This window comes from Cecembia calidifontis, from assembly GCF_004216715.1.
Lineage (GTDB): Bacteria > Bacteroidota > Bacteroidia > Cytophagales > Cyclobacteriaceae > Cecembia_A > Cecembia_A calidifontis.
In genome coordinates, this window is the sequence record NZ_SGXG01000001.1 from 1,153,580 (window position 1) to 1,172,714 (window position 19,135).

At 42.2% G+C, this 19,135-nt stretch carries 11 protein-coding genes; 4 read left to right on the forward strand and 7 right to left on the reverse strand.

Translation table 11 applies throughout. The annotated features are described in order from the left end of the window. Nucleotides 1–40: 40 nt before the first annotated feature. The 3 genes from BC751_RS04945 to BC751_RS04955 form a co-directional block, all read right to left on the reverse strand. The gene (locus tag BC751_RS04945) at nucleotides 41–1,714 is read right to left on the reverse strand and encodes an IS1182 family transposase (RefSeq protein WP_130274568.1); all 1,674 of its coding nucleotides are present in this window, start codon (nucleotides 1,712–1,714) and stop codon (nucleotides 41–43) included. Nucleotides 1,715–1,820: 106 nt separating this feature from the next. Beyond that, nucleotides 1,821–3,455 carry a carboxylesterase/lipase family protein gene (locus tag BC751_RS04950; RefSeq protein ID WP_130274569.1) on the reverse strand — a complete coding sequence of 545 codons (1,635 nt, stop codon included), beginning with the start codon at nucleotides 3,453–3,455 and terminating at the stop codon, nucleotides 1,821–1,823. Nucleotides 3,456–3,703: 248 nt separating this feature from the next. Next, a complete protein-coding gene (locus BC751_RS04955; RefSeq protein WP_130274570.1) occupies nucleotides 3,704–5,530 on the reverse strand; it encodes a phosphoenolpyruvate carboxykinase (GTP) in 1,827 nt (608 codons plus the stop codon). 480 nt (nucleotides 5,531–6,010) lie between these two features. Between BC751_RS04955 and BC751_RS04960 the strand changes: the two genes are divergently transcribed. The 4 genes from BC751_RS04960 to BC751_RS04975 all read left to right on the forward strand — a co-directional run bounded on the left by BC751_RS04960 (nucleotide 6,011) and on the right by BC751_RS04975 (nucleotide 14,690). After that, complete coding sequence (locus BC751_RS04960) at nucleotides 6,011–8,953, forward strand: SusC/RagA family TonB-linked outer membrane protein (RefSeq protein ID WP_130274571.1); 2,943 nt, start codon at nucleotides 6,011–6,013, stop codon at nucleotides 8,951–8,953. A gap of 17 nt (nucleotides 8,954–8,970) precedes the next feature. Next, the gene (locus BC751_RS04965) at nucleotides 8,971–10,608 is read left to right on the forward strand and encodes a RagB/SusD family nutrient uptake outer membrane protein (RefSeq protein WP_130274572.1); all 1,638 of its coding nucleotides are present in this window, start codon (nucleotides 8,971–8,973) and stop codon (nucleotides 10,606–10,608) included. Nucleotides 10,609–10,773: 165 nt separating this feature from the next. After that, a complete protein-coding gene (locus BC751_RS04970) occupies nucleotides 10,774–11,352 on the forward strand; it encodes a hypothetical protein (RefSeq protein WP_130274573.1) in 579 nt (192 codons plus the stop codon). A gap of 32 nt (nucleotides 11,353–11,384) precedes the next feature. Then, a complete protein-coding gene (locus tag BC751_RS04975) occupies nucleotides 11,385–14,690 on the forward strand; it encodes a VCBS repeat-containing protein (protein ID WP_130277497.1) in 3,306 nt (1,101 codons plus the stop codon). Here the strand turns inward: BC751_RS04975 and solA are convergent. The 4 genes from solA to fabG all read right to left on the reverse strand — a co-directional run bounded on the left by solA (nucleotide 14,684) and on the right by fabG (nucleotide 19,119). Further along, a complete protein-coding gene (gene solA / locus BC751_RS04980; protein ID WP_130274574.1) occupies nucleotides 14,684–15,859 on the reverse strand; it encodes an N-methyl-L-tryptophan oxidase in 1,176 nt (391 codons plus the stop codon). The two genes, BC751_RS04975 and solA, sit on opposite strands and share 7 nt — an antisense overlap. A gap of 80 nt (nucleotides 15,860–15,939) precedes the next feature. Beyond that, the gene (locus BC751_RS04985; protein ID WP_130274575.1) at nucleotides 15,940–16,533 is read right to left on the reverse strand and encodes a gluconate 2-dehydrogenase subunit 3 family protein; all 594 of its coding nucleotides are present in this window, start codon (nucleotides 16,531–16,533) and stop codon (nucleotides 15,940–15,942) included. Nucleotides 16,534–16,545: 12 nt separating this feature from the next. Continuing rightward, nucleotides 16,546–18,252 carry a GMC oxidoreductase gene (locus BC751_RS04990; protein ID WP_130274576.1) on the reverse strand — a complete coding sequence of 569 codons (1,707 nt, stop codon included), beginning with the start codon at nucleotides 18,250–18,252 and terminating at the stop codon, nucleotides 16,546–16,548. Between the two features lie 126 nt (nucleotides 18,253–18,378). Further along, the gene (gene fabG / locus BC751_RS04995; RefSeq protein ID WP_130274577.1) at nucleotides 18,379–19,119 is read right to left on the reverse strand and encodes a 3-oxoacyl-ACP reductase FabG; all 741 of its coding nucleotides are present in this window, start codon (nucleotides 19,117–19,119) and stop codon (nucleotides 18,379–18,381) included. Nucleotides 19,120–19,135 lie beyond the last annotated feature (16 nt).

Below are 19,135 nucleotides of genomic sequence, written 5' to 3' on the forward strand. Positions count from 1 at the left end.
TTTTTAAAAAAAGGGGGCTGTCCGAAAAGGGCAGCTTTTTTTATGCCGCTATTTTTTGATTTTGAAAATCCAATGCCATTACCAGTGATCTTTGATTAGAATTTTCCTTTGGAACGTAAAATACCGGCCGACTATTGTAGGGTTTATAACCCAAAGATGATTTTTTAGATAGTTTTAGTCCAGAGTGCATACTTTTAGCCACCATTTTTCTCAGATTATGGCCAATTGCCATCAATAAGAACTCTAATTCCACTTTTTCTAAACCAGTGAGTGTAAATCTGTTGAATATATTATTGCTTTTCAGCTGGCCAAACGCAGCTTCCGCCTCTATTGGTCTTTTGCTCCTGTGTTCAAGCCCCTTTTTATTCATTAGTTTTTCCTTGGCCTGCTGTTTTAAGAAGTTTAACCTATGGTTCACTTCGATTCTTCTGTTACCTGTCGCTTTGTGGCATTGTGCTCTTAAGGGGCATCCTTCACAGTTTTTTGCCTGATAATAAGTTACTTGAGATACATACCCATTGCTTGAAGTGCGCTTTCCTTGTCCAACATTCTCCATCCGCTGTCCCATGGGGCATACGTAAAAATCTTGCGCTGCATTGTAGAAAAGATTTTGGGGAAGAAAAGGATTGTTCTTTGTCTTCTTCTTTTGCTCCATGTGGAAGTAATTGTATTTCACATAGGCATCAACTCCCTTTTTTTCAAGCATTTCATAATTCTCCTCACTGCCGTATCCTGCATCAGCTACTATCTCTTTACTTTGTTTACTATACGATTTTTCAAAACTGTCCAAGTGGGATTTTAAAGTGGTGGTATCCCCTGCTGTTTGGTGGATAGTAGCATGGGTAATGAATTGATTTTCAGTTGATATCTGAGGATTGTAAGCGGGTTTTAGTTGTCCGTTTTTCATGTGGTCCTCTTTCATTCTCATGAATGTGGCATCATGATCTGTCTTACTGTACGAATTTCTATCCCCCAAAATCTCCAGGTCTTTTTCATACTTCTCCAGCTTGGGAAGATGTTCTTCCTGAAGTTTTTGAAGCTCCTTAGCAATCTTCTTTGAAGGCTCTTTTAGCTTTTTATTTATGGCTGAAAGCCGCTCCCTTAATTCTTCAGAATCAATTTTTTTAGGCAATTCTTCTTGATTAACTTCTTGATTATCTGATAGGATGCTTTCTTCGATATCTGATAAAACACTCTTGATCTTACCTTCTAACCTTTCTTTGTGCTTTTCAACTGTCTTACGCCAGACAAAAGTGTACTTATTGGATTTTGCTTCAATCTTGGTTCCGTCAATGTATTGTACATCAAGGCTTACATATCCCATCTCAACAAGCATTTTTACCACTTCGGCAAACAATGTCTTGATGGAGTCTTTTAAGATTTTACCGCGGAAATCGTTGATGGTTCTGAAATCGGGGGTTGAGTTTCCTGAGATAAACATGAAATGTATGTTCTCATTAAGTGCTTTGGCTATTTTCCTACATGAATACACATTGGATAAATAGCTGTAGAACAGCACTTTAATCATCATTCGTGGATGATAGGCTGATGTACCGCCTCCCTTGTACCTCTTTATAATATCACTGATATCCAAAGAGTTAACCACAGTGTCAACCAATCGAGCAGGGTGGTTATCAGGGATTTTATCAAAAATATTTGCCGGAAATAATTCTGGACAATTGCCAGTCTGATTTTTAAAAACTACCTTAGACATTGTTGTATTTTGTTCAACTCTAAAATAATAATTTTAGAGAAAATCAACAATAAAAAAAGGGTGTCTCGACTTTTCGGACACCCCCTTCCAGTCCAGAATATATTTCCTATTTATCATTACCATAAAACCTATCATGGAACCTGTATCTGGCATCGTTTTGGGCTTTGATGGCTTTGGATTGTGTATCTATGACCATTACCGGAGGGTTATCGTCATTGGCCATCGCTTTTGGCCACTCCGGTAAACCTTCTCCATTTGGATTGTGGTTTTTGATAAAGTTGGCGAAAAATTTGAACATGGTTTCAGAGGTCTTGTAATCCTCTACTGTCCAGGCAAACTCTTTGATACGGTCCAAATTGCCCATTGCATATTCAATTTCTGCAGCGTGAGGGGCACCAAGGTCCTTAGGCCTGGGCGGGGCGTTGTCCGCCCTTCTCGAGGTACCGCCGGCAAGTCCTGCTTCTAAGGTCTGATCAACCAAGGGAGGTCGTAACTTTGCATACAGGTAGCGGTATACCGGCTGATCCGAGTTTTTACGGTGCAGGTCAAACCACTTCCAAGTGCTATAAGAAATAAAACGGTCTCCTGCTAAATCCATGGCGGAATAGGCAACCTGTTCTTGGGTTTCATGTGGATAAAGCTTCAATACCTCTGTGTAGTCTTCGGGATAAGCTTCCTGGACTTTTTTTATGAAATTCTCTTTGGTAAATGGCAAACCTTGCATGAATGCCGCTCCGGGATTTTCTTGGGTATTCCAGCCCAATAGCAAAGGAACCTGGGCCTGTTCTCTTGCTTTGAATATTTCGGTCAGGGATTTTGGCAATAAGTACCCGTCCAATACCACCGGAAAACCAAATCTTCCGGATTCATTGTACATTTCATAAAGGTCCCTGGTTGGGAGCTTTCTTGCTTCTGCTATACTTTTTATGCCAAATTTCTCCAAAAACTCTTTTCCTGCTTTTTCAGCTTCGGCCAATGGTACCGGAGAGAGTGCAGTCACTCCTGCCCCGCTTTCTCCTATAGCACCGGCTATCAAATTTCTGGATAAGGGTGAAGCCATTTGGTAGCTGACAGAGATCGAGCCCGCAGACTCTCCTGCGATGGTGATTTTTTGGGGATTTCCCCCAAATGCAGCAATGTTTTCATACACCCATTGCAAGGCAAGGGCCTGATCCAGTAGGCCATAATTTCCTGAAGCTTTATAAGAAGCTTCTTTGCTCAGTTCAGGATGTGCCAAAAAACCGAAAACCCCCAATCTGTAATTTACAGTGACTACAACGATTCCTTCTTTGGCCATATTTTCACCATCGTAGCGCGGTTCCGAACCATCACCTGCAACAAATCCTCCTCCAAAAAAATAAACCAAAACCGGTAAGTCTTTTGTATTTCTGGAAGCAGGAGTCCACACGTTCAGGTAAAGACAATCTTCACTTACCCCATTTGAGCGGGAATTCATATCCCCCCAGATCAGTTTTTGGACTGGTCTGGGCCCAAATTCTTTCGTCTCCTTTACGCCCGACCAATTCTCTATAGGTTCGGGTGCTTTCCATCGCAATTCTCCTATGGGTGGTTTGGCAAAAGGAATTCCAAAGTATTTCTGGATACCGCTTTTTGTATCATACAAACCCTCAATGGTTCCGTTTTTGATTTTCGTCTGAACAGGAAAACCGTCCCTGCCCTGTGCCAGGGAAACACTGTAGGAGAATACAAAGAGGCAAAGAAATAGAAAGGCTTTGGTCATAGGGATAAGGGTTAAATTCATTGTGTATAATATACACAATGCTAAACAAAATTATTCATTGGCACAATAGATTGTTCAACATCTTATTCCAAAACATGGAAATCAGAAATTCCTCTTGGCTGAAGAATAGGAGATTTTTTGATCTGAAAAAGGGGAGCCTGTGAAAAAGTTACATACTTGCCCTCTTCATTCTTATTTAAATAAAAAAGGCGGTCTTGCGACCACCTTTTCTATGAATGAATCTTTTATCAATGCCGCTCTGGTGCAAGCCCGATTTTTTCGGGAGATCGCCAAAGGGCAGAAAGAAGCAGTTCCCGCATAAAGAGGAATTCTTTTGGGATTTTGTCGTAGGACTGTTCGAATAATTCGGAATGTTCCAAAAGTTCTTTTTTCCAAGGTTCCCGCTCAATGACCATGATGCTGTCAAATTGTTCCTTGCTGAAATTTTCAAGGCCATTCCAGTCCATGTCTTTGTATCTTGGTCTCCAGCCAATTGGGCATTCTACGGCAGAAATCCTGCCTTTGCACCTTCCGATGATCCATTTGAGCACCCGCATATTTTCCCCATATCCTGGCCAGATAAAATTCCCCTCTTTGTCTTTTCGGAACCAGTTTACCCCAAATATTCTTGGGGCATTTTGCAGGTCTCTCCCAAACTGCAGCCAGGTATTGAAGTAGTCTCCCATATGGTAACCCATAAAAGGCAGCATGGCAAATGGATCTCTTCTAACCTTTCCGATTTCTCCAAAAGCGGCAGCGGTCATTTCAGAACCCATGGTTGCGGCCATATACACCCCAAAACTCCAATTAAAAGCCTGGTAAACCAGGGGAACGGCGGTACTTCTTCTTCCACCAAAAATAAAAGCAGTAATCGGCACTCCTTCCGGATTTTCCCAATCGGAGTCAATGACAGGATTCTGATAAGCCGGAGCAGTAAATCTAGAGTTAGGATGTGCAGCAGGTTTGCCTGAGTTTTTGTCATAGGGTTTACCGTGCCAGTCGGTCAATCCATCAGGAACTTCTTTGGTCATCCCTTCCCACCAAACATCTCCGTCCTTAGTAATGGCTACATTGGTAAAGATGGTATTGGCTTTGATGCTTTGCATGGCAGAGGGGTTTGTTTTGAAATTGGTTCCTGGAGCTACACCAAAATAACCTGCTTCAGGGTTGATGGCATAGAGCCTTCCATCTTTGCCTTTATGGATCCAAGCAATATCGTCACCTACCGTTGTGATCTTCCATCCTTCCAGCTTTTCAGGAGGAACCATCATCGCAAAATTTGTTTTGCCACAGGCACTGGGGAATGCTGCTGCCACATAGCTTTTCTCCTGTTGTGGACTTTCTACACCCATGATGAGCATGTGTTCTGCAAGCCAACCTTCTTCCCGGCCCATGGTAGAGGCGATTCTTAGGGCAAAACATTTTTTTCCCAACAGGGCATTTCCTCCATAACCACTGCCATAGGAAATGATCAGCCTTTCTTCCGGGAAATGGGAAATGTATTTTACACTTGGATTACAGGGCCATTTGACATCTTCTTGCCCATCTTCCAATGGAGCACCTAAGGTGTGGATACATTTCACAAAATTTTCATCAATATGTGGAAGCACTTGTTCTCCCATTCTTGTCATGATCCGCATATTGATCACCACATATTCACTATCAGTAATTTCTACTCCATATCTGGATAAGGGAGACCCGACAGGGCCCATGCAGAATGGAATGACATACATGGTCCTGCCTTTCATGCTGCCTTTGGTCAGTTCATCCAATATGGTTTTCATTTCATCCGGTGCCATCCAGTTATTGGTTGGTCCAGCATCTTCTTTTCTTCGACTGCAGATGAAGGTCCTGTCTTCAACCCTGGCAACATCACTGGGATCTGAGAAACAGGCAAAACTATTGGGACGTTTTTCAGGGTTTAACTTGATAAAAGTCCCTTTATCTACAAGAAGCTGACATAGCTTATCATATTCAGCTTGGGATCCATCGCACCAATGGATATTTGTTGGTTTAAAATGCTGGGCCATATTTTCCACCCAGGATTTCAGTTCTGTTTTGATTGAAGCGATCATAGTAGTGTATTGATTAAAAATTAGAATTTGTAAGCCATTTCCTCATTAAGTACCCTACTGTGGGCTTATGAAAGAGACAGTCTTTGTTTTCCTGAAATTATTCATTTTCGAATATAAAATAGAATATGGAGCTAGTGATTATTTTCTGAGACCAGTATTACTTCTATCGTTTTTAGCAAATAGCGGCTTTCAGGTTAGATTTTTAATCCTTCTTTTGGGAAGAAGGCTCGGGGAAAAAACTAATTCCATAAAGTAAAAGCAAACAAAATTCTATTTTGTATTGGAAAATTATTTTTTCATAACCAAAGATGTTGAAAATTTTACAAAATCGAATTAATAAGAATAATTCAAAAACAATAGCAATAATTTAAAGAATAAAATTTGGAAAATTGATGATGTTATTTTAATTTTCCCTATACTCAGTATTATGTTTATTGAGCAACCGGCAAAATATTATTAACATTTAAACCCATTAAACCTATGAAAAAACAACTATGGAATTTTATGTTCCTGTTGTTTTTCCTGTTGAGTTTTAGCCTTGGCAGTGCCATAGCCCAACAGGGACAAATAACAGGAAGGATTACTGATTCAGATTCGGGTGAAGGAATCCCTGGAGTCAGTGTTTTGGTGAAAGGAACTACCAGAGGAACCATTACAGATATCGATGGCAACTTTTCTATCATGGCGTCATCAGCGGATGTTCTTGTAATTTCTTTTATCGGTTATCAAACCATTGAGGAGGTTGTAGGCAATAGATCGGTGATCAATCTGAATCTTTCTCAATCTGTTCAGGCACTGAACGAAATCATTGTAGTGGGCTATGGTACCCAAGAAAGAAAGGAAATTACAAGCGCTGTTACCAGTGTAAAAGCTGAAAATTTTAACCAAGGTACGGTCAATGATCCAAGACAGTTGCTTCAAGGAAAGGTTGCCGGTCTGAATATAGCACGCCCAGGAGGCAATCCAAACAGGGGGTTCAATATGAGGTTAAGGGGTATTTCATCCATTGGGGAAAATGCTGAACCCTTAGTAGTTATTGACGGTGTGATCGGAGGTTCCTTAAGTACTGTGGATCCCAATGACATTGAGTCAATTGATGTATTGAAGGACGGTTCAGCCGCTGCCATATATGGAACCCGAGGATCGGCAGGTGTAATTTTGGTTACCACCAAATCTGGGAGGTCCGGGAGAACAGTTGTTGAATATAATGGTAGTGCTGCTGTAGAAAATGTAGCCAGGACGATAAGGGTAATGACTGCAGATGAATACAGGCAAGTGCCCAACGCTGTTGATCTAGGAGGAAACACCAACTGGTTGGAGGAAGTGACAAGAACGGGTGTTTCACATGTGCATAACCTTTCTTTAGGCGGTGGAAATGCTTCAACTGCCTATAGGGTTTCTGTTAACTCCAGGAATGTTGAAGGTGTCGGCATCAATTCAGGTTTTAATCAATTGAATGCAAGACTTAATTTGACACAGAGGGCATTGAAAGATAAAGCAATTTTTACAACTAATATTTCTACAACTACAGTTGATAGACGGTTTGGTAATGAAAACTCTTTCCGTTATGCGATTGTAAGTAACCCCACTGTTCCTGTAAGGAGTCAACTTCCTCAGGATGCCCCATTTGGTGGATATACAGAAAGGGATATTTTCGATTGGTTCAACCCTGTATCCATTGCTGAGCAAAATATTGCTGACGGAAGAGACAATAGGATCTTGGCAAGTATCAGAGGTGAATACAACTTTACATCCAAATTGTCTGCAGCTGTGTTTTATGCCACTCAACGTGAAACTGACTGGAGAGGATTTTACTCTCCCAAAACTGCCAAATTTGGAGGGGGATTTGGAAGAAACGGCCTAGCTACCATACAGAATGATGAAAGGTTGAATGAGCTTTTTGAAACAACTGTCAATTATAATACAGATTTGGGGAAAGTGAATATGGCCCTCTTGGGCGGATATTCATTCCAGGAATTTTTCAATCAGGGTAATTATATGCAAGCAGGGGACTTTTTGACTGATGCCTTTACTTATAACAACATCGGTGCAGCTTTGGATTTTGCCAATGGTTTGGCAGATGTAAGAAGTTATGCCAATCAGAACCGCCTGGTAGCCTTTTTTGGAAGGGCAAACTTCAATTATAGTGACACTTACCTGTTGTCTATCAGTGCAAGGTATGAAGGTTCATCAAGATTTGGTGCCAATAACAAGTGGGGACTTTTCCCTGCAGTAAGTGCCGGTGTCAATATTGCCAACTTGGTAGATATTACTGGGGTTAGTGCTATGAAATTTAGGGCCAGTTACGGAAGGACGGGAACCCAGCCAGGGGAATCTTATCTTTCACTTTTGAGATTTGGCCGTCAGGGCAACTTCTTCTATAACGGTCAGTTTGTTCCATCCTATGGACCGGTATCCAACCCTAACCCGGACCTTGCATGGGAGACTAAAGATGAATACAATATAGGTTTGGACTTTGTGGTTTTCAACAATAAAATCGATGGCGCCATTGATTATTACACTAGGGTAACTACCGGTATGCTTTTACCCATCAACGTACCTGTTCCACCGAACCTTTTTCCTCAGACAGTTTTGAACATAGGCGAAATGCTTAACTCCGGTCTGGAATTTATGGTCAATTACAATGCCATACAAAAAACCAATTTCAGATGGTCAACAGGACTTAACTTCTCCACTTTGAGAACAAACCTGAGAAGCCTTTCTGCCGGCAACCTGAGCTTTGGAGAGGTGAATTACCGTTCCAATTTTGGTTCACCTGGACAGAACCTAACACAGTTGATCCGTATCCAGGAGAATGGTCCTTTGGGACAGATTTGGGGACCTGTTTTTGATGGAGTCAACGATGACGGCAGCCCAAGGATGAAAGACCTGAATGGCAGCGGTGGCTATTGTAACTGTAATGAAGACCGGACCCAATTGGGGACCGCTTATCCAAAATTCAATTTTGGGATCAACAATACCTTTTCTTACAAACAATGGGATTTGAACTTCTTCTTTAGAGGATCAATAGGTCATTACCTGATCAATAGCTACAGAGGTTTCTATGAAAACTTGGAAGGTACAACTGTTCAAAATTACAATGTTGTCAAGACCAAGTATTATGATCCGAGGATCACCAAGGCGGAATACAATAGTAGCCATGTTGAAAAAGCAGATTTTGTGTTATTGGATAATGCTACACTTGGATATAACTTCCTTGTGGGACCAGGCAAAAATGTAACAAGATTAAGGGCCTTCCTTTCTGTTCAAAATCCAATCATGTTTACAGGTTATCAGGGCGTAGATCCGGAAGTCAGGTACTTGGATTCAGAAACAAATGACCCATTGGCTCCGGGTATTGAAAGAAGGGCAACCTACTTCACAACCACCATTACGACGTTTGGCTTTAATATAAGTTTCTAAGCTAAAAATAAGATATCATGAAAAATTTAATCAATATAAGATACTTCTTGATTGGCCTAGGAATGAGTTTCTTAGTGACCAGTTCCTGTGTTGATCTGGAAGAACAAGTTTTCAGTGCGGTTACGGCTGATAATTTCTTTCAAACAGACGAGGAGTTCATTTCTGCACTTGGTGCAGCTTACAGTTCATTGGGAGGATTAGGTAACCATTCCGGACTATGGTCTATCAACGAACTGGCATCGGATGAAATCGTGATTGCTACCAAGGGCGGGGACTGGTTTGACGGTGGTGTTTTGCTTCAATTGCACCAGCATGAGTTTTTGCCGGACAATCCCTTCTTCCAAAATTCATGGAATTTCCTTTTTGGAGGAATTAATACCTGCAACCGTCTTATCTTTTCTTTCCAGACCTTGGACAACCCCAATTCAGAAGCCTTTATCGGAGAATTAAGGGCGCTGAGGGCTTTGTTTTACTATTGGGCCATGGATGCTTTTGGCAATATTCCATTGGTTACAGACTTTACGGTTTTAGAGGCGCCGGCCACCAAGACCCGAAAAGAAGCCTATGATTTTATCCTTGCTGAATTGAATGAGGTAATTCCTTTGCTTCCCACTGCCAGAGATGGTACCACTTATGGTAGGATGACCAAATGGGCTGCTTTGACGATCAGGATGAAGCTTTACCTCAATGCTGAAGTGTATACAGGTACACCTCAATGGGCTTTGGCAGCTGCTGACGCGGAGGAAATTATCAATAATGGTCCTTACAGCTTGATGCCCAGCTACAAAGACAATTTCATTATCAACAATGCAGGTTCTACTGAAAACATCTTTGTTTATCCTTATGACAAAGTATTTGCTGGTGGATTCAACTGGGTGATGATGACGCTTCATATTGCGAGCCAATCTACTTATAACCTGACCCAACAACCTTGGAATGGTTACCAGACAGTAGAGGAATTTTATAATTCTTACATAGATCCTGTCAAAAACCCAGGGGTTCAAGGACCTGTTTGGAAAGGTCTCGCTTTGACCCAATCTCAAGGAACCATTGATGGTAGATTGAGCAATTTCTTGGTAGGCCCACAGTTTAGAGCCGATGGGAGCAGGTTGGTGGATCCAGGGGTGGAACCATTTGATCCAACAGGAAGAAACGGTGATCCCGATGGTCCTCCCTTGACTTTTATGCCCTATCTGAATGAAATTTGGCCTCAAGGATTGAGACAATCTGGAGCTAGGATTGGTAAGTATGAATTTGAAGTGGGTGGTACCAATAATATGAGTAATGACTTTGTGATCTTTAGGTTATCTGATGTGATCCTATCATTGGCTGAGGCAAGATTCAGACTTGGAAACACAACCCAGGCTTTGGCTTTGGTCAATCAAATAAGGGCTAGGGCGGGTAATCTTGATCCCTTTACCACTTTAACAGAAGAAAATTTATTGGCAGAGAGGGGAAGAGAAATGTTCGTGGAAATGACCAGAAGACAAGACCTTATCCGCTTCAAAAAGTACGGGGAGGCCTGGTGGCCATATCAGGGTATGAACAGACCAAAAAGGGTTCACCAGCCGGGAAGCCATTTAGAGCTTTTCCCGATTCCTGAACCTCAGCTTTTGGCCAATCCAAGGTTAAGACAGAATCCAGGATACAATTAATTTATAGGGTTTGATTTTATGAAAAGCAGGCAAAAAACTTAGGTTTTAGCCTGCTTTTTTTGCTTTACAAATCAGTATAATTTGTGCCAATCATAAGAAAATCGTAATATTTATGTCTGAAAAAAGAGAAATGCCAGAAGTTTTAGTCCCCCCATTCCCGCTACTATGAATTCATTAAAAAAGTATCTTGTATTCCTGATTTTGGTCGGCATGTCAGCCTGCCAAATGTTTGAAAAAAAGCCATCAGAAAACGACCAGTTATTTTTTGGATTTTATTTGGGGATGAAGCAACAGGATTTTTTCGACCATTGTACAGAACTCAATAAGCAGCAAATCATTACACAAGGACCTGGAGGGACCACAAGTGTGGAACATCGCATTAAAGATAAATTTTCGACTGAGGTGAGCATGAGGTTTTTTCCCACTTTTATTGATTATGAAATTTTTGAAATGCCTGTGACCTATTCTTACATCGCTTGGGCACCTTGGAACCGACAATACTGGGCAGAACACCTATTGGAGGAAGTTTTGGAAGACTATAAAAAAGTTTATGGGGATGATTTTAAACTCATCAACCACCCTACCCAAGGGAAAGTCTATTATAAAATTGATGGAAAAAGAAGGATCAATTTATTCGTGAAGGACGAACAATTTGTGCAGGCTGTATTTACAGATCTAAAAGTGGAAGAAAGATTAAAGGCAGAATACCAAAAGAGTAAAACGCCAGATTATCATCCAAACTGATCCAGCGCTTGGAAAAGAAAAGAGCCAAGAATATGGCCATTTGGCACTTTTACCCATTGGTGTTTGGGTTAATTTTCTATGCTTGCCATTCTAAGACAACAACATCCCCCCAGGAAGCCCTTTTTCAATCTATTGAAGCATCGTATTCCGGAATAGATTTCTCCAATGATCTAGATGTGGAAGAATCCTTCAATATCATTGAATACCTCTATTTTTATAATGGTGGAGGCATCGCAGTGGGTGATATCAATAACGATGGGTTATTGGATTTGTATTTTTCATCCAATCAAAAGCCTAACAAACTTTACCTCAATAAAGGTAACCTTCAATTTGAAGACATCACGGAAAAAGCCGGAGTGGCATCTTTAGGTCCTTGGAAAACCGGGGTAAGTATGGTGGACATCAATGGGGATGGATTATTGGACATCTATGTCTGCAGGGTTAGCGGATACAAAGGGTTACAGGGAAAAAATGAATTATATATCAACAATGGGGATTTGACCTTTACTGAAAGTGCAGGACTTTATGGCCTGGACTTTCAAGGTTTCAGCACTCATGCGGCATTCTTTGATTATGATGGGGATGGGGATTTGGACATGTATTTATTGAATCATGGGGTACATACAGAGAGGAGCTTCGGCCGGGCTGCACTCAGGTATATTGATGATGGGTTTGCTGGGGATAAACTATACCGCAACAACCTGGAAAAAGGTGAACTTAAATTCACTCCTGTAACCAACGAGGCAGGTATTTTTTCCAGTCAGGTAGGGTATGGATTAGGGATCGGAATAGCGGATTTGAATAAAGATGGTTGGCCGGACATTTATGTTTCCAATGATTTCAATGAGAATGATTACCTGTATATCAATCAAAAGGATGGCACTTTTAAAGAAAATATTGCCTCTTCTTTAGCCTATTCCAGCCGCTTCTCCATGGGTAATGACCTTGCAGACATAAATAATGACGGCTTGATTGACATTATCACCCTGGATATGTTGCCAGAAGATGAAAAAACCCAGAAAATGTCAATTGGCGAAGATCCATATGAAATTTATAAGTTGAAACTGAATTTTGGTTATGAAAGACAGGCCTCAAGAAATATGCTCCACCTGAATAATGGGGATGGCACCTTTTCTGAAATTGCCCAACTGGCAGGAGTGCATGCCACAGACTGGAGCTGGGCGGTATTGTTGGCTGATTTTGACAATGATGGATTCAAGGACATTTTCATTTCCAATGGAATCAACCGTAGGCCTAATGATGTAGATTATATCAATTTTATAACGGCGTCCAAATCACTGGATCAGATTAAAAACCTTGAACTTGCCCGAAAAATGCCTGAAGGGGCCGTGACCAATTATTTATTCAAAAATTCAGGTAATCTGCAATTTGAGCTTGTTTCCAATGCCTGGGGAATTTCCAAAAAAACCATTTCAAATGGAGCTGTCTACGCTGATTTGGATAATGATGGTGACCTGGATTTGATTGTGAATCATATCAATCAAAAGGCAGAGATTTTTAAGAATCAAACCAAAGAAATGAAAGAAGGGCAAAAGACTAATTTCTTAAAAATAAGATTTTCCGGGAATAATTTTAATGCATTTGGAATAGGGAACAAAGTGATCGCCTTTAGTGGCGGCCAACAGATTTACCAGGAAAATTTTACCAGTCGTGGATTTCAGTCCAGCCTGGCTCCCGAAATACACCTAGGCTTAGGTGAAATAAGGGAGTTGGATTCCCTATTTGTCATCTGGACGGATCAATCTTTCCAAAAGTTGGAAAAAGTCAGGGCTGACCAAACCCTTGTCCTGAGCCAAGTGGATGCAAAAGGGGAATTTAAATTTCCAAAAGAGGCTAAACAGGTTAATTGGCAAATCCAAGGAGCGGGGCAAACTGGGCTGGACTTTGAGCATGAGGAAGATGATTACAATGATTTTAATTTGGAACCGCTTATTCCACATAAATTATCCCGCGAAGGCCCAGCCTCGCTCGCTTTTGATTACAACGGAGATGGCCTTGAAGATGTGTTTCTTGGAGGATCCAGTGGTCAGCAGGCCCACATTTTTTTACAAAATAAAAAAGGCCGTTTCCAGTTATTTTGTCCACAGGCATTGTCCCAGGATGCAGATCTTGAAGACATTGCAGTAGTGTGGGAGGATTTTGACGGGGATGATCTGCCTGATTTAATCGTAGGAAGAGGAGGTAACATCCCAAATTCTACCGGCAATTCTTTTTCTAAAATTTATAAGAATTTGGGTAATGGAGAATTGGAACAGGGGATCAGTCTTCCCATTGACCCTAATCTTCAGGTTGCTAAGCTTCTTCCGGTAGATTTCGATCAGGATGGTCAGCTCGATTTGTTTGTTGGTGGAAGGAATATGGCAGGTAGATATGGTGAAATACCCAGAAGTTATATCTTAAAAAATACGGGCAATGGCCAATTTGAAGATTGGACAGAAATTTGGGCTCCTGATATACAATATTGTGGGATGGTAAAAGATGCCGTTTGGGCAGACCTGAATCAGGACGGGAGAAATGAATTGATTGTAGTAGGGGAATGGATGTCCGTAAAGGTTTTTGGTTTTGAAAAAAATCAACTGACCGATCAAACCCAATCATTTGGTATTGAAAACAGCGAGGGTTGGTGGAATACGGTCTTGGTCCACGATGTAGACCATAATGGTTTTCCGGATTTAATTCTCGGAAATTTAGGAAAAAACACCCGCTTGAAATCCAACCCATCCAATCCGCTTAAAATGTGGGTCAAAGATTTGGACAACAATGGCAGTTTGGATCAGGTCATTGCCTACCCTCTGGATCATCAATATTTCACCCTGGCCAACAGGGATGAATTGGTGAAAAGACTACCTTCTTTGAAGAAAGATTTTGTCAGGAATTCAGATTTTGCCGGTAAAACGGTAGAGCAGATTTTCAGCAGGATCTCCTTACAGGGATCTTACTATTTTGAAGCCGGGGAATTTGCTTCTCAGGTTTGGTTAAACAAGAATGGGAAATTTGAGAAAAATGATTTGCCAGTACAGGCCCAATTTTCACCGATTCAGGCCCTGCATGTAGAAGATTTGGATGGAGATGGTCATTTGGATTTGATAACAGGGGGCAACTTGATTGAGACAGCTCCTTATTTTGGAGGCTATTTGGGAAGTTGGGGTAACCTTTTTAAAGGAGATGGAAAGGGAAATTTTACCCCATTCCAGGCAGGATCTTTAGGCATTTCCGGTCAAATCCAACATATTCTTCCTATAAGGGTTAAAGAAGAGAACTGGATGCTGTTCGTCAGGAACAATGATAAAACTGTAATCTTGAAATTTGATCAATGAGGAGCATTCAGTTTCCATGCAAAAGGACTCAGGTCAAATTGAGTTGCCTGATCAAGGGTTTTAGCTGCAATAGCCTCCCCCAATCCGGCGGAATGTTTAAAGCCATGTCCACTGCATGCGGATGCCACCAATACTTCCGGAAAATCCGGTAATTCATCCACTACAAAATAAGAATCCGGGGTAACTGTATAAATGCATACTTTGGACTGAAGGACCCGTTTTTCCAGGTGGTTGAAACGTCCTGCAATCTTTTCCTCTAAAAAAGCCACTTGTTCTTCCTGTGTCACTTCTCTGGATAAAGTGTCCGGATGATGCCTTTCTACAAACGATTCAGAAGCCATTTTTACCGAAACTCCATCCAAGGAAGGGAAGCCATAAATAAAATCCTCCGCTGCAGGCCCAAATCCCCACATATATACTGGCGTTTTTCCTAAGGTAAAAGCCTGATTTTTTACCGGAAGCCAATGTAAAATCTGTCGGCAAATTTTAAAATGGGATTTCTCCATGGGAGGCAAAAAGTCCTTGACCCAAGCTCCTGCACTAAGGACAGCCTTTCCTGCTTCAAATTCTCCCTGATTGGTTTTGATCCATACCCCGCCACCTGGAATTGGGGCAATTCCCAAAACCTTGGTATGGGTTTTTATGATGGCTCCGTTTTGTTCTGCCAATTCAAGTTGTGTAGAAATGGCCAATTCAGGCCTTAAAAAACCAGCACTGGGTTCATAATAAACCATTCCGTTTTCCTCAAGATTAAATTCTGAAAATCTCCTTTTGAGTTCTGAAGCATCAAAAACCTCATGAGGGATTCCTGCCTGCTCAGCAAAATGGACCGTTCTTTTGAAAAAACCTTCCGACCCATGTTTGGACCAACTTTTTCCTCCGGAATCAAACAGCAGCCCTCCGCTTGTGGTCATGACTTCCCTGCCTGTAAGTACTTTAATTTCTCTCCAGATTTCATGCGAGCGCATGACTATGGGGATGAAATCCATTCCTTCGCCTACTGCCAGACGGGTAATACGGGTTTCCCCATGGGAAGACCCCATGGTATGGGGAGGAGCAAATTGGTCAATTCCCAAAATTCTTTTCCCTGATTTGCTCAACTGCCAAAGTGCCGAAGCGCCAAGTGCACCCAATCCGATGACGGCGATATCGAAAATATTTCTATTCATGTATTCCTTTTCCAAATTTTACTTCCGCCTTCGAAATCCGGTATACCATTCATCTTTCTAAGAGTTACATCAATTCATTATTATTCTGTCCAAGCCTTGCCTACCTCGCTGTAGTCGATGCAACCTTTGAAAGGACCAGGAATAGGATCGTAGGCCAGGTACTCTGTCCCAATTTTTTCTGAATGAAAATAACCCAATAAAGCCAACTCCTTCATCATGCGATAAAATGGAAATTCATCAGCATCGGCAAAATTATAAGCCCAAAGCGCACCGGGCAACGGGCCTGATTTTTCCTCAAAATCTTTGATCACCTCATCTTTTTTGAGATCATCCAGTTTGACAAAATCTTTGCCCTGCTTGGACTTGGCGCTTGCATTGAAAGAATCCAATCCTGCGGCAAAGCCTTTCTGGATTTTTTCAGGAAATGCAGAGGCCAGGATTTTATCAATGAACTCATCCGTTCCTACATCCAGTGCTCCCGGTGTATCGGTACGTGGAAGAATTCTATCTACCAGTGCAGAAAGAATTTTTGCCTGTTCCTGATTAAGTATTTTTGGGGTCCAAGAGAGTTTTTCGCCTGTTCCACAGGATTGGACAATTGAGCTTATGGTGGCACCGGTTATTGCATATCCCAATATCATTGCAGTGCCTTTTAAGGCTTCTCTTCTGTTCATGATTGAATAGGTTTAAAGGTTTCCACGGTTCATTTCTTTCATAGCATGGTCCACTGCCCTTGCGGTCAGGGCCATATAAGTAATAGAAGGGTTCTGTGTCCCTGAGGAGGTCATGCAGGCCCCATCTGTTACAAAAACATTTGGAACAGTATGTACCTGATTGAATGCATTAAGCACGGAGGTTTTGGGATCACGTCCCATCCTGGCGGTTCCCATTTCATGCACACCAATACCCAGCGCACCGCCGTTATCAAAAGTACTCACATTTTTCAACCCTGCAGCTTCCAGCATTTCTGCGGCATCGGACATGATGTATTTCCTCATGGTGAGCTCATTTTCCTTGTAGCCGGCATCAAAAACCATTTTCGGAATGCCCCATTCATCTTTTTCTGTGGGGTGCAGGTACATTCTGTTTTCATGGTAAGGGAGAACCTCCCCAAAGCCTCCTATCCTAAAGGTCCATTTCCCGGCCTGCATCATTTTGTCTTTGAAATCCGCCCCGAAATCCTTGCTGTTGGCTCCTCTGCCCCAATTGCTGCGGGTAGCTCCACCTTGGTATCCATAACCCCGGAGGAAGGCATCGGTTTTGGTCTGTTCATTGATATTGCGGAACCTTGGGATGTAAATGCCATTCGGTCTACGTCCTTTGTAATACTTGTCTTCCATACCATCAAAAGTTCCCATTGCACCCAAGCGGTAATGATGGTCCATGATATTGTGTCCCAATTCTCCTGAATCATTGCCCAAGCCATTTGGAAACCTGTTCGAGGTGGAGTTGAGCATGATGGCCGCCGTGGCAGGGGCCGAAGCATTTAAGAAAATGATTCGGGCATAATATTCCGTCATTACCTTGCTTTCCCGGTCCACTACCCTTACTCCACTGGCCCTCCCGCTCTTTTCATCATAGATCACAGAATGGACCACCGAATTGGGTCTGAGGGTGAGGTTGCCCGTCTTGGCTGCATCGGGTAGGGTGACCGAAATAGAGCTAAAATAGGCACCATAAGGACAGCCTCTATGACATCTGTTGCGGGACTGACAAGCACCTCTGCCGTTATGTTCTACCGTGAGATTCGCCACCCGGCCTATAGTCATGTAGCGAAAGGGAAATTTGGATTCGATTTCTTTTTTGACATGTTTTTCCAGGCAGTTCATTTCCATAGGAGGTAAAAACTGTCCATCAGGTAAATGAGGAAGCCCCATTTTTTCACCGGAAACGCCCACATACCGTTCTGCATAATCATACCAGGGAGCAATATCCTTGTAGCGGATTGGCCAATCAATCCCTATGCCTTCTTTGGCATTGGCTTCAAAGTCCAGATCAGACCAACGATAGCACTGCCTTCCCCACAGGAGTGAACGCCCTCCGGTCACATCAGCACGGATCCAGTCAAACTGTTGCTCTTCGATATAGGGATCTGCCCTATCGTTGTGGTAAAAATGTTTATTATCCTCATTGACAAATCCGGAACGGACCTGCACATAGAAGTCTTCCCGCTCGGAATGGGTAAGCTTTCCGCGGTTTTCAAAGTCCCATGGATCCATATTCATGGTGGGATAATCCTGTATGTGGGTGACCAGACGCCCTCTCTCCAGAACAAGGGTTTTGAGGCCTTTTTCACAAAGTTCTTTGGCGGCAAAGCCACCGGAAATCCCGGAACCGACCACAATGGCATCATAGGTGTTTTCTGCCACCGCTTTGATGTTGAGGTTACTCATTGAAATTGGGTTTAATTAGGTTAATTGATGATTTTAAACCTATAAGGTAATGAAAAAGCCAATCCAAAAAAAGTGGAAAAGGATGGAGGGTATAAACAAAAAAAGAAGCCTAGAAGGGAATATATTTTATTCTCTCGCTGCGCCTCCATCAATGACCAGGCATGTGCCATTCACATATCGCGCCTCGTCAGTAGCCAGGTAAAGGTACCCATAGGCAATGTCCATGGGTTCACCCCAAAAACCTACCGGAATTAATGGCAGCATCTGCTTCTTCACTTGCTCTGGTATGGCATTGGTCATTTCAGTTTCTATAAAGCCAGGAGCAACACTGTTACAGGTGATGCCATATTTACCCAATTCGAGCGCCCAGACTTTCGTCATCCCTATTACAGCTGATTTGGTGGCCACATAATTGGTTTGTCCAAAATTTCCCCTCAATCCCACATTGGATGCTGCAGTAACTATTCTGCCATAACGATTCTCTTTCATCACCTCTGATACGGCTTGCGTGCAATTGAATACTCCTGTTTGATTGACATCTATGACCACATTCCAATCCTCGAGTGACATTTTGGCCAAGGTCCTGTCCCGGGTAATGCCGGCATTGTTGATAAGGATATCTATTCTTCCGAATTTTTCTTTGACTCCTTTTACCGCGTGAAAAACAGCTTCCCGGTCTGCGACGGATAGTTTTCTGAATTCTACCTGATGACCTTTTTCTGTTAGCTCCTCTGCCAATTTCCTGCCTTTTTCAGACATATCCCAAAGGCTGATTTTGGCTCCTTCCTTGGCAAAAAGGCGCACAGTTGCCTCTCCTATTCCGTTGGCTCCGCCGGTGATGATAGCAACTTTATTTTCTAAACGCATATTGGGCTTATTTTCT

Excerpts from the sequence above, each read along its gene's own strand:
- BC751_RS04945 (WP_130274568.1), bottom strand. The coding sequence starts at position 1,714 with ATGTCTAAGGTAGTTTTTAAAAATCAGACTGGCAATTGTCCAGAATTA.
- BC751_RS04950 (WP_130274569.1), bottom strand. The coding sequence starts at position 3,455 with ATGACCAAAGCCTTTCTATTTCTTTGCCTCTTTGTATTCTCCTACAGT.
- BC751_RS04955 (WP_130274570.1), bottom strand. The coding sequence starts at position 5,530 with ATGATCGCTTCAATCAAAACAGAACTGAAATCCTGGGTGGAAAATATG.
- BC751_RS04960 (WP_130274571.1), top strand. The coding sequence starts at position 6,011 with ATGAAAAAACAACTATGGAATTTTATGTTCCTGTTGTTTTTCCTGTTG.
- BC751_RS04965 (WP_130274572.1), top strand. The coding sequence starts at position 8,971 with ATGAAAAATTTAATCAATATAAGATACTTCTTGATTGGCCTAGGAATG.
- BC751_RS04970 (WP_130274573.1), top strand. The coding sequence starts at position 10,774 with ATGAATTCATTAAAAAAGTATCTTGTATTCCTGATTTTGGTCGGCATG.
- BC751_RS04975 (WP_130277497.1), top strand. The coding sequence starts at position 11,385 with ATGGCCATTTGGCACTTTTACCCATTGGTGTTTGGGTTAATTTTCTAT.
- solA (WP_130274574.1), bottom strand. The coding sequence starts at position 15,859 with ATGAATAGAAATATTTTCGATATCGCCGTCATCGGATTGGGTGCACTT.
- BC751_RS04985 (WP_130274575.1), bottom strand. The coding sequence starts at position 16,533 with ATGAACAGAAGAGAAGCCTTAAAAGGCACTGCAATGATATTGGGATAT.
- BC751_RS04990 (WP_130274576.1), bottom strand. The coding sequence starts at position 18,252 with ATGAGTAACCTCAACATCAAAGCGGTGGCAGAAAACACCTATGATGCC.
- fabG (WP_130274577.1), bottom strand. The coding sequence starts at position 19,119 with ATGCGTTTAGAAAATAAAGTTGCTATCATCACCGGCGGAGCCAACGGA.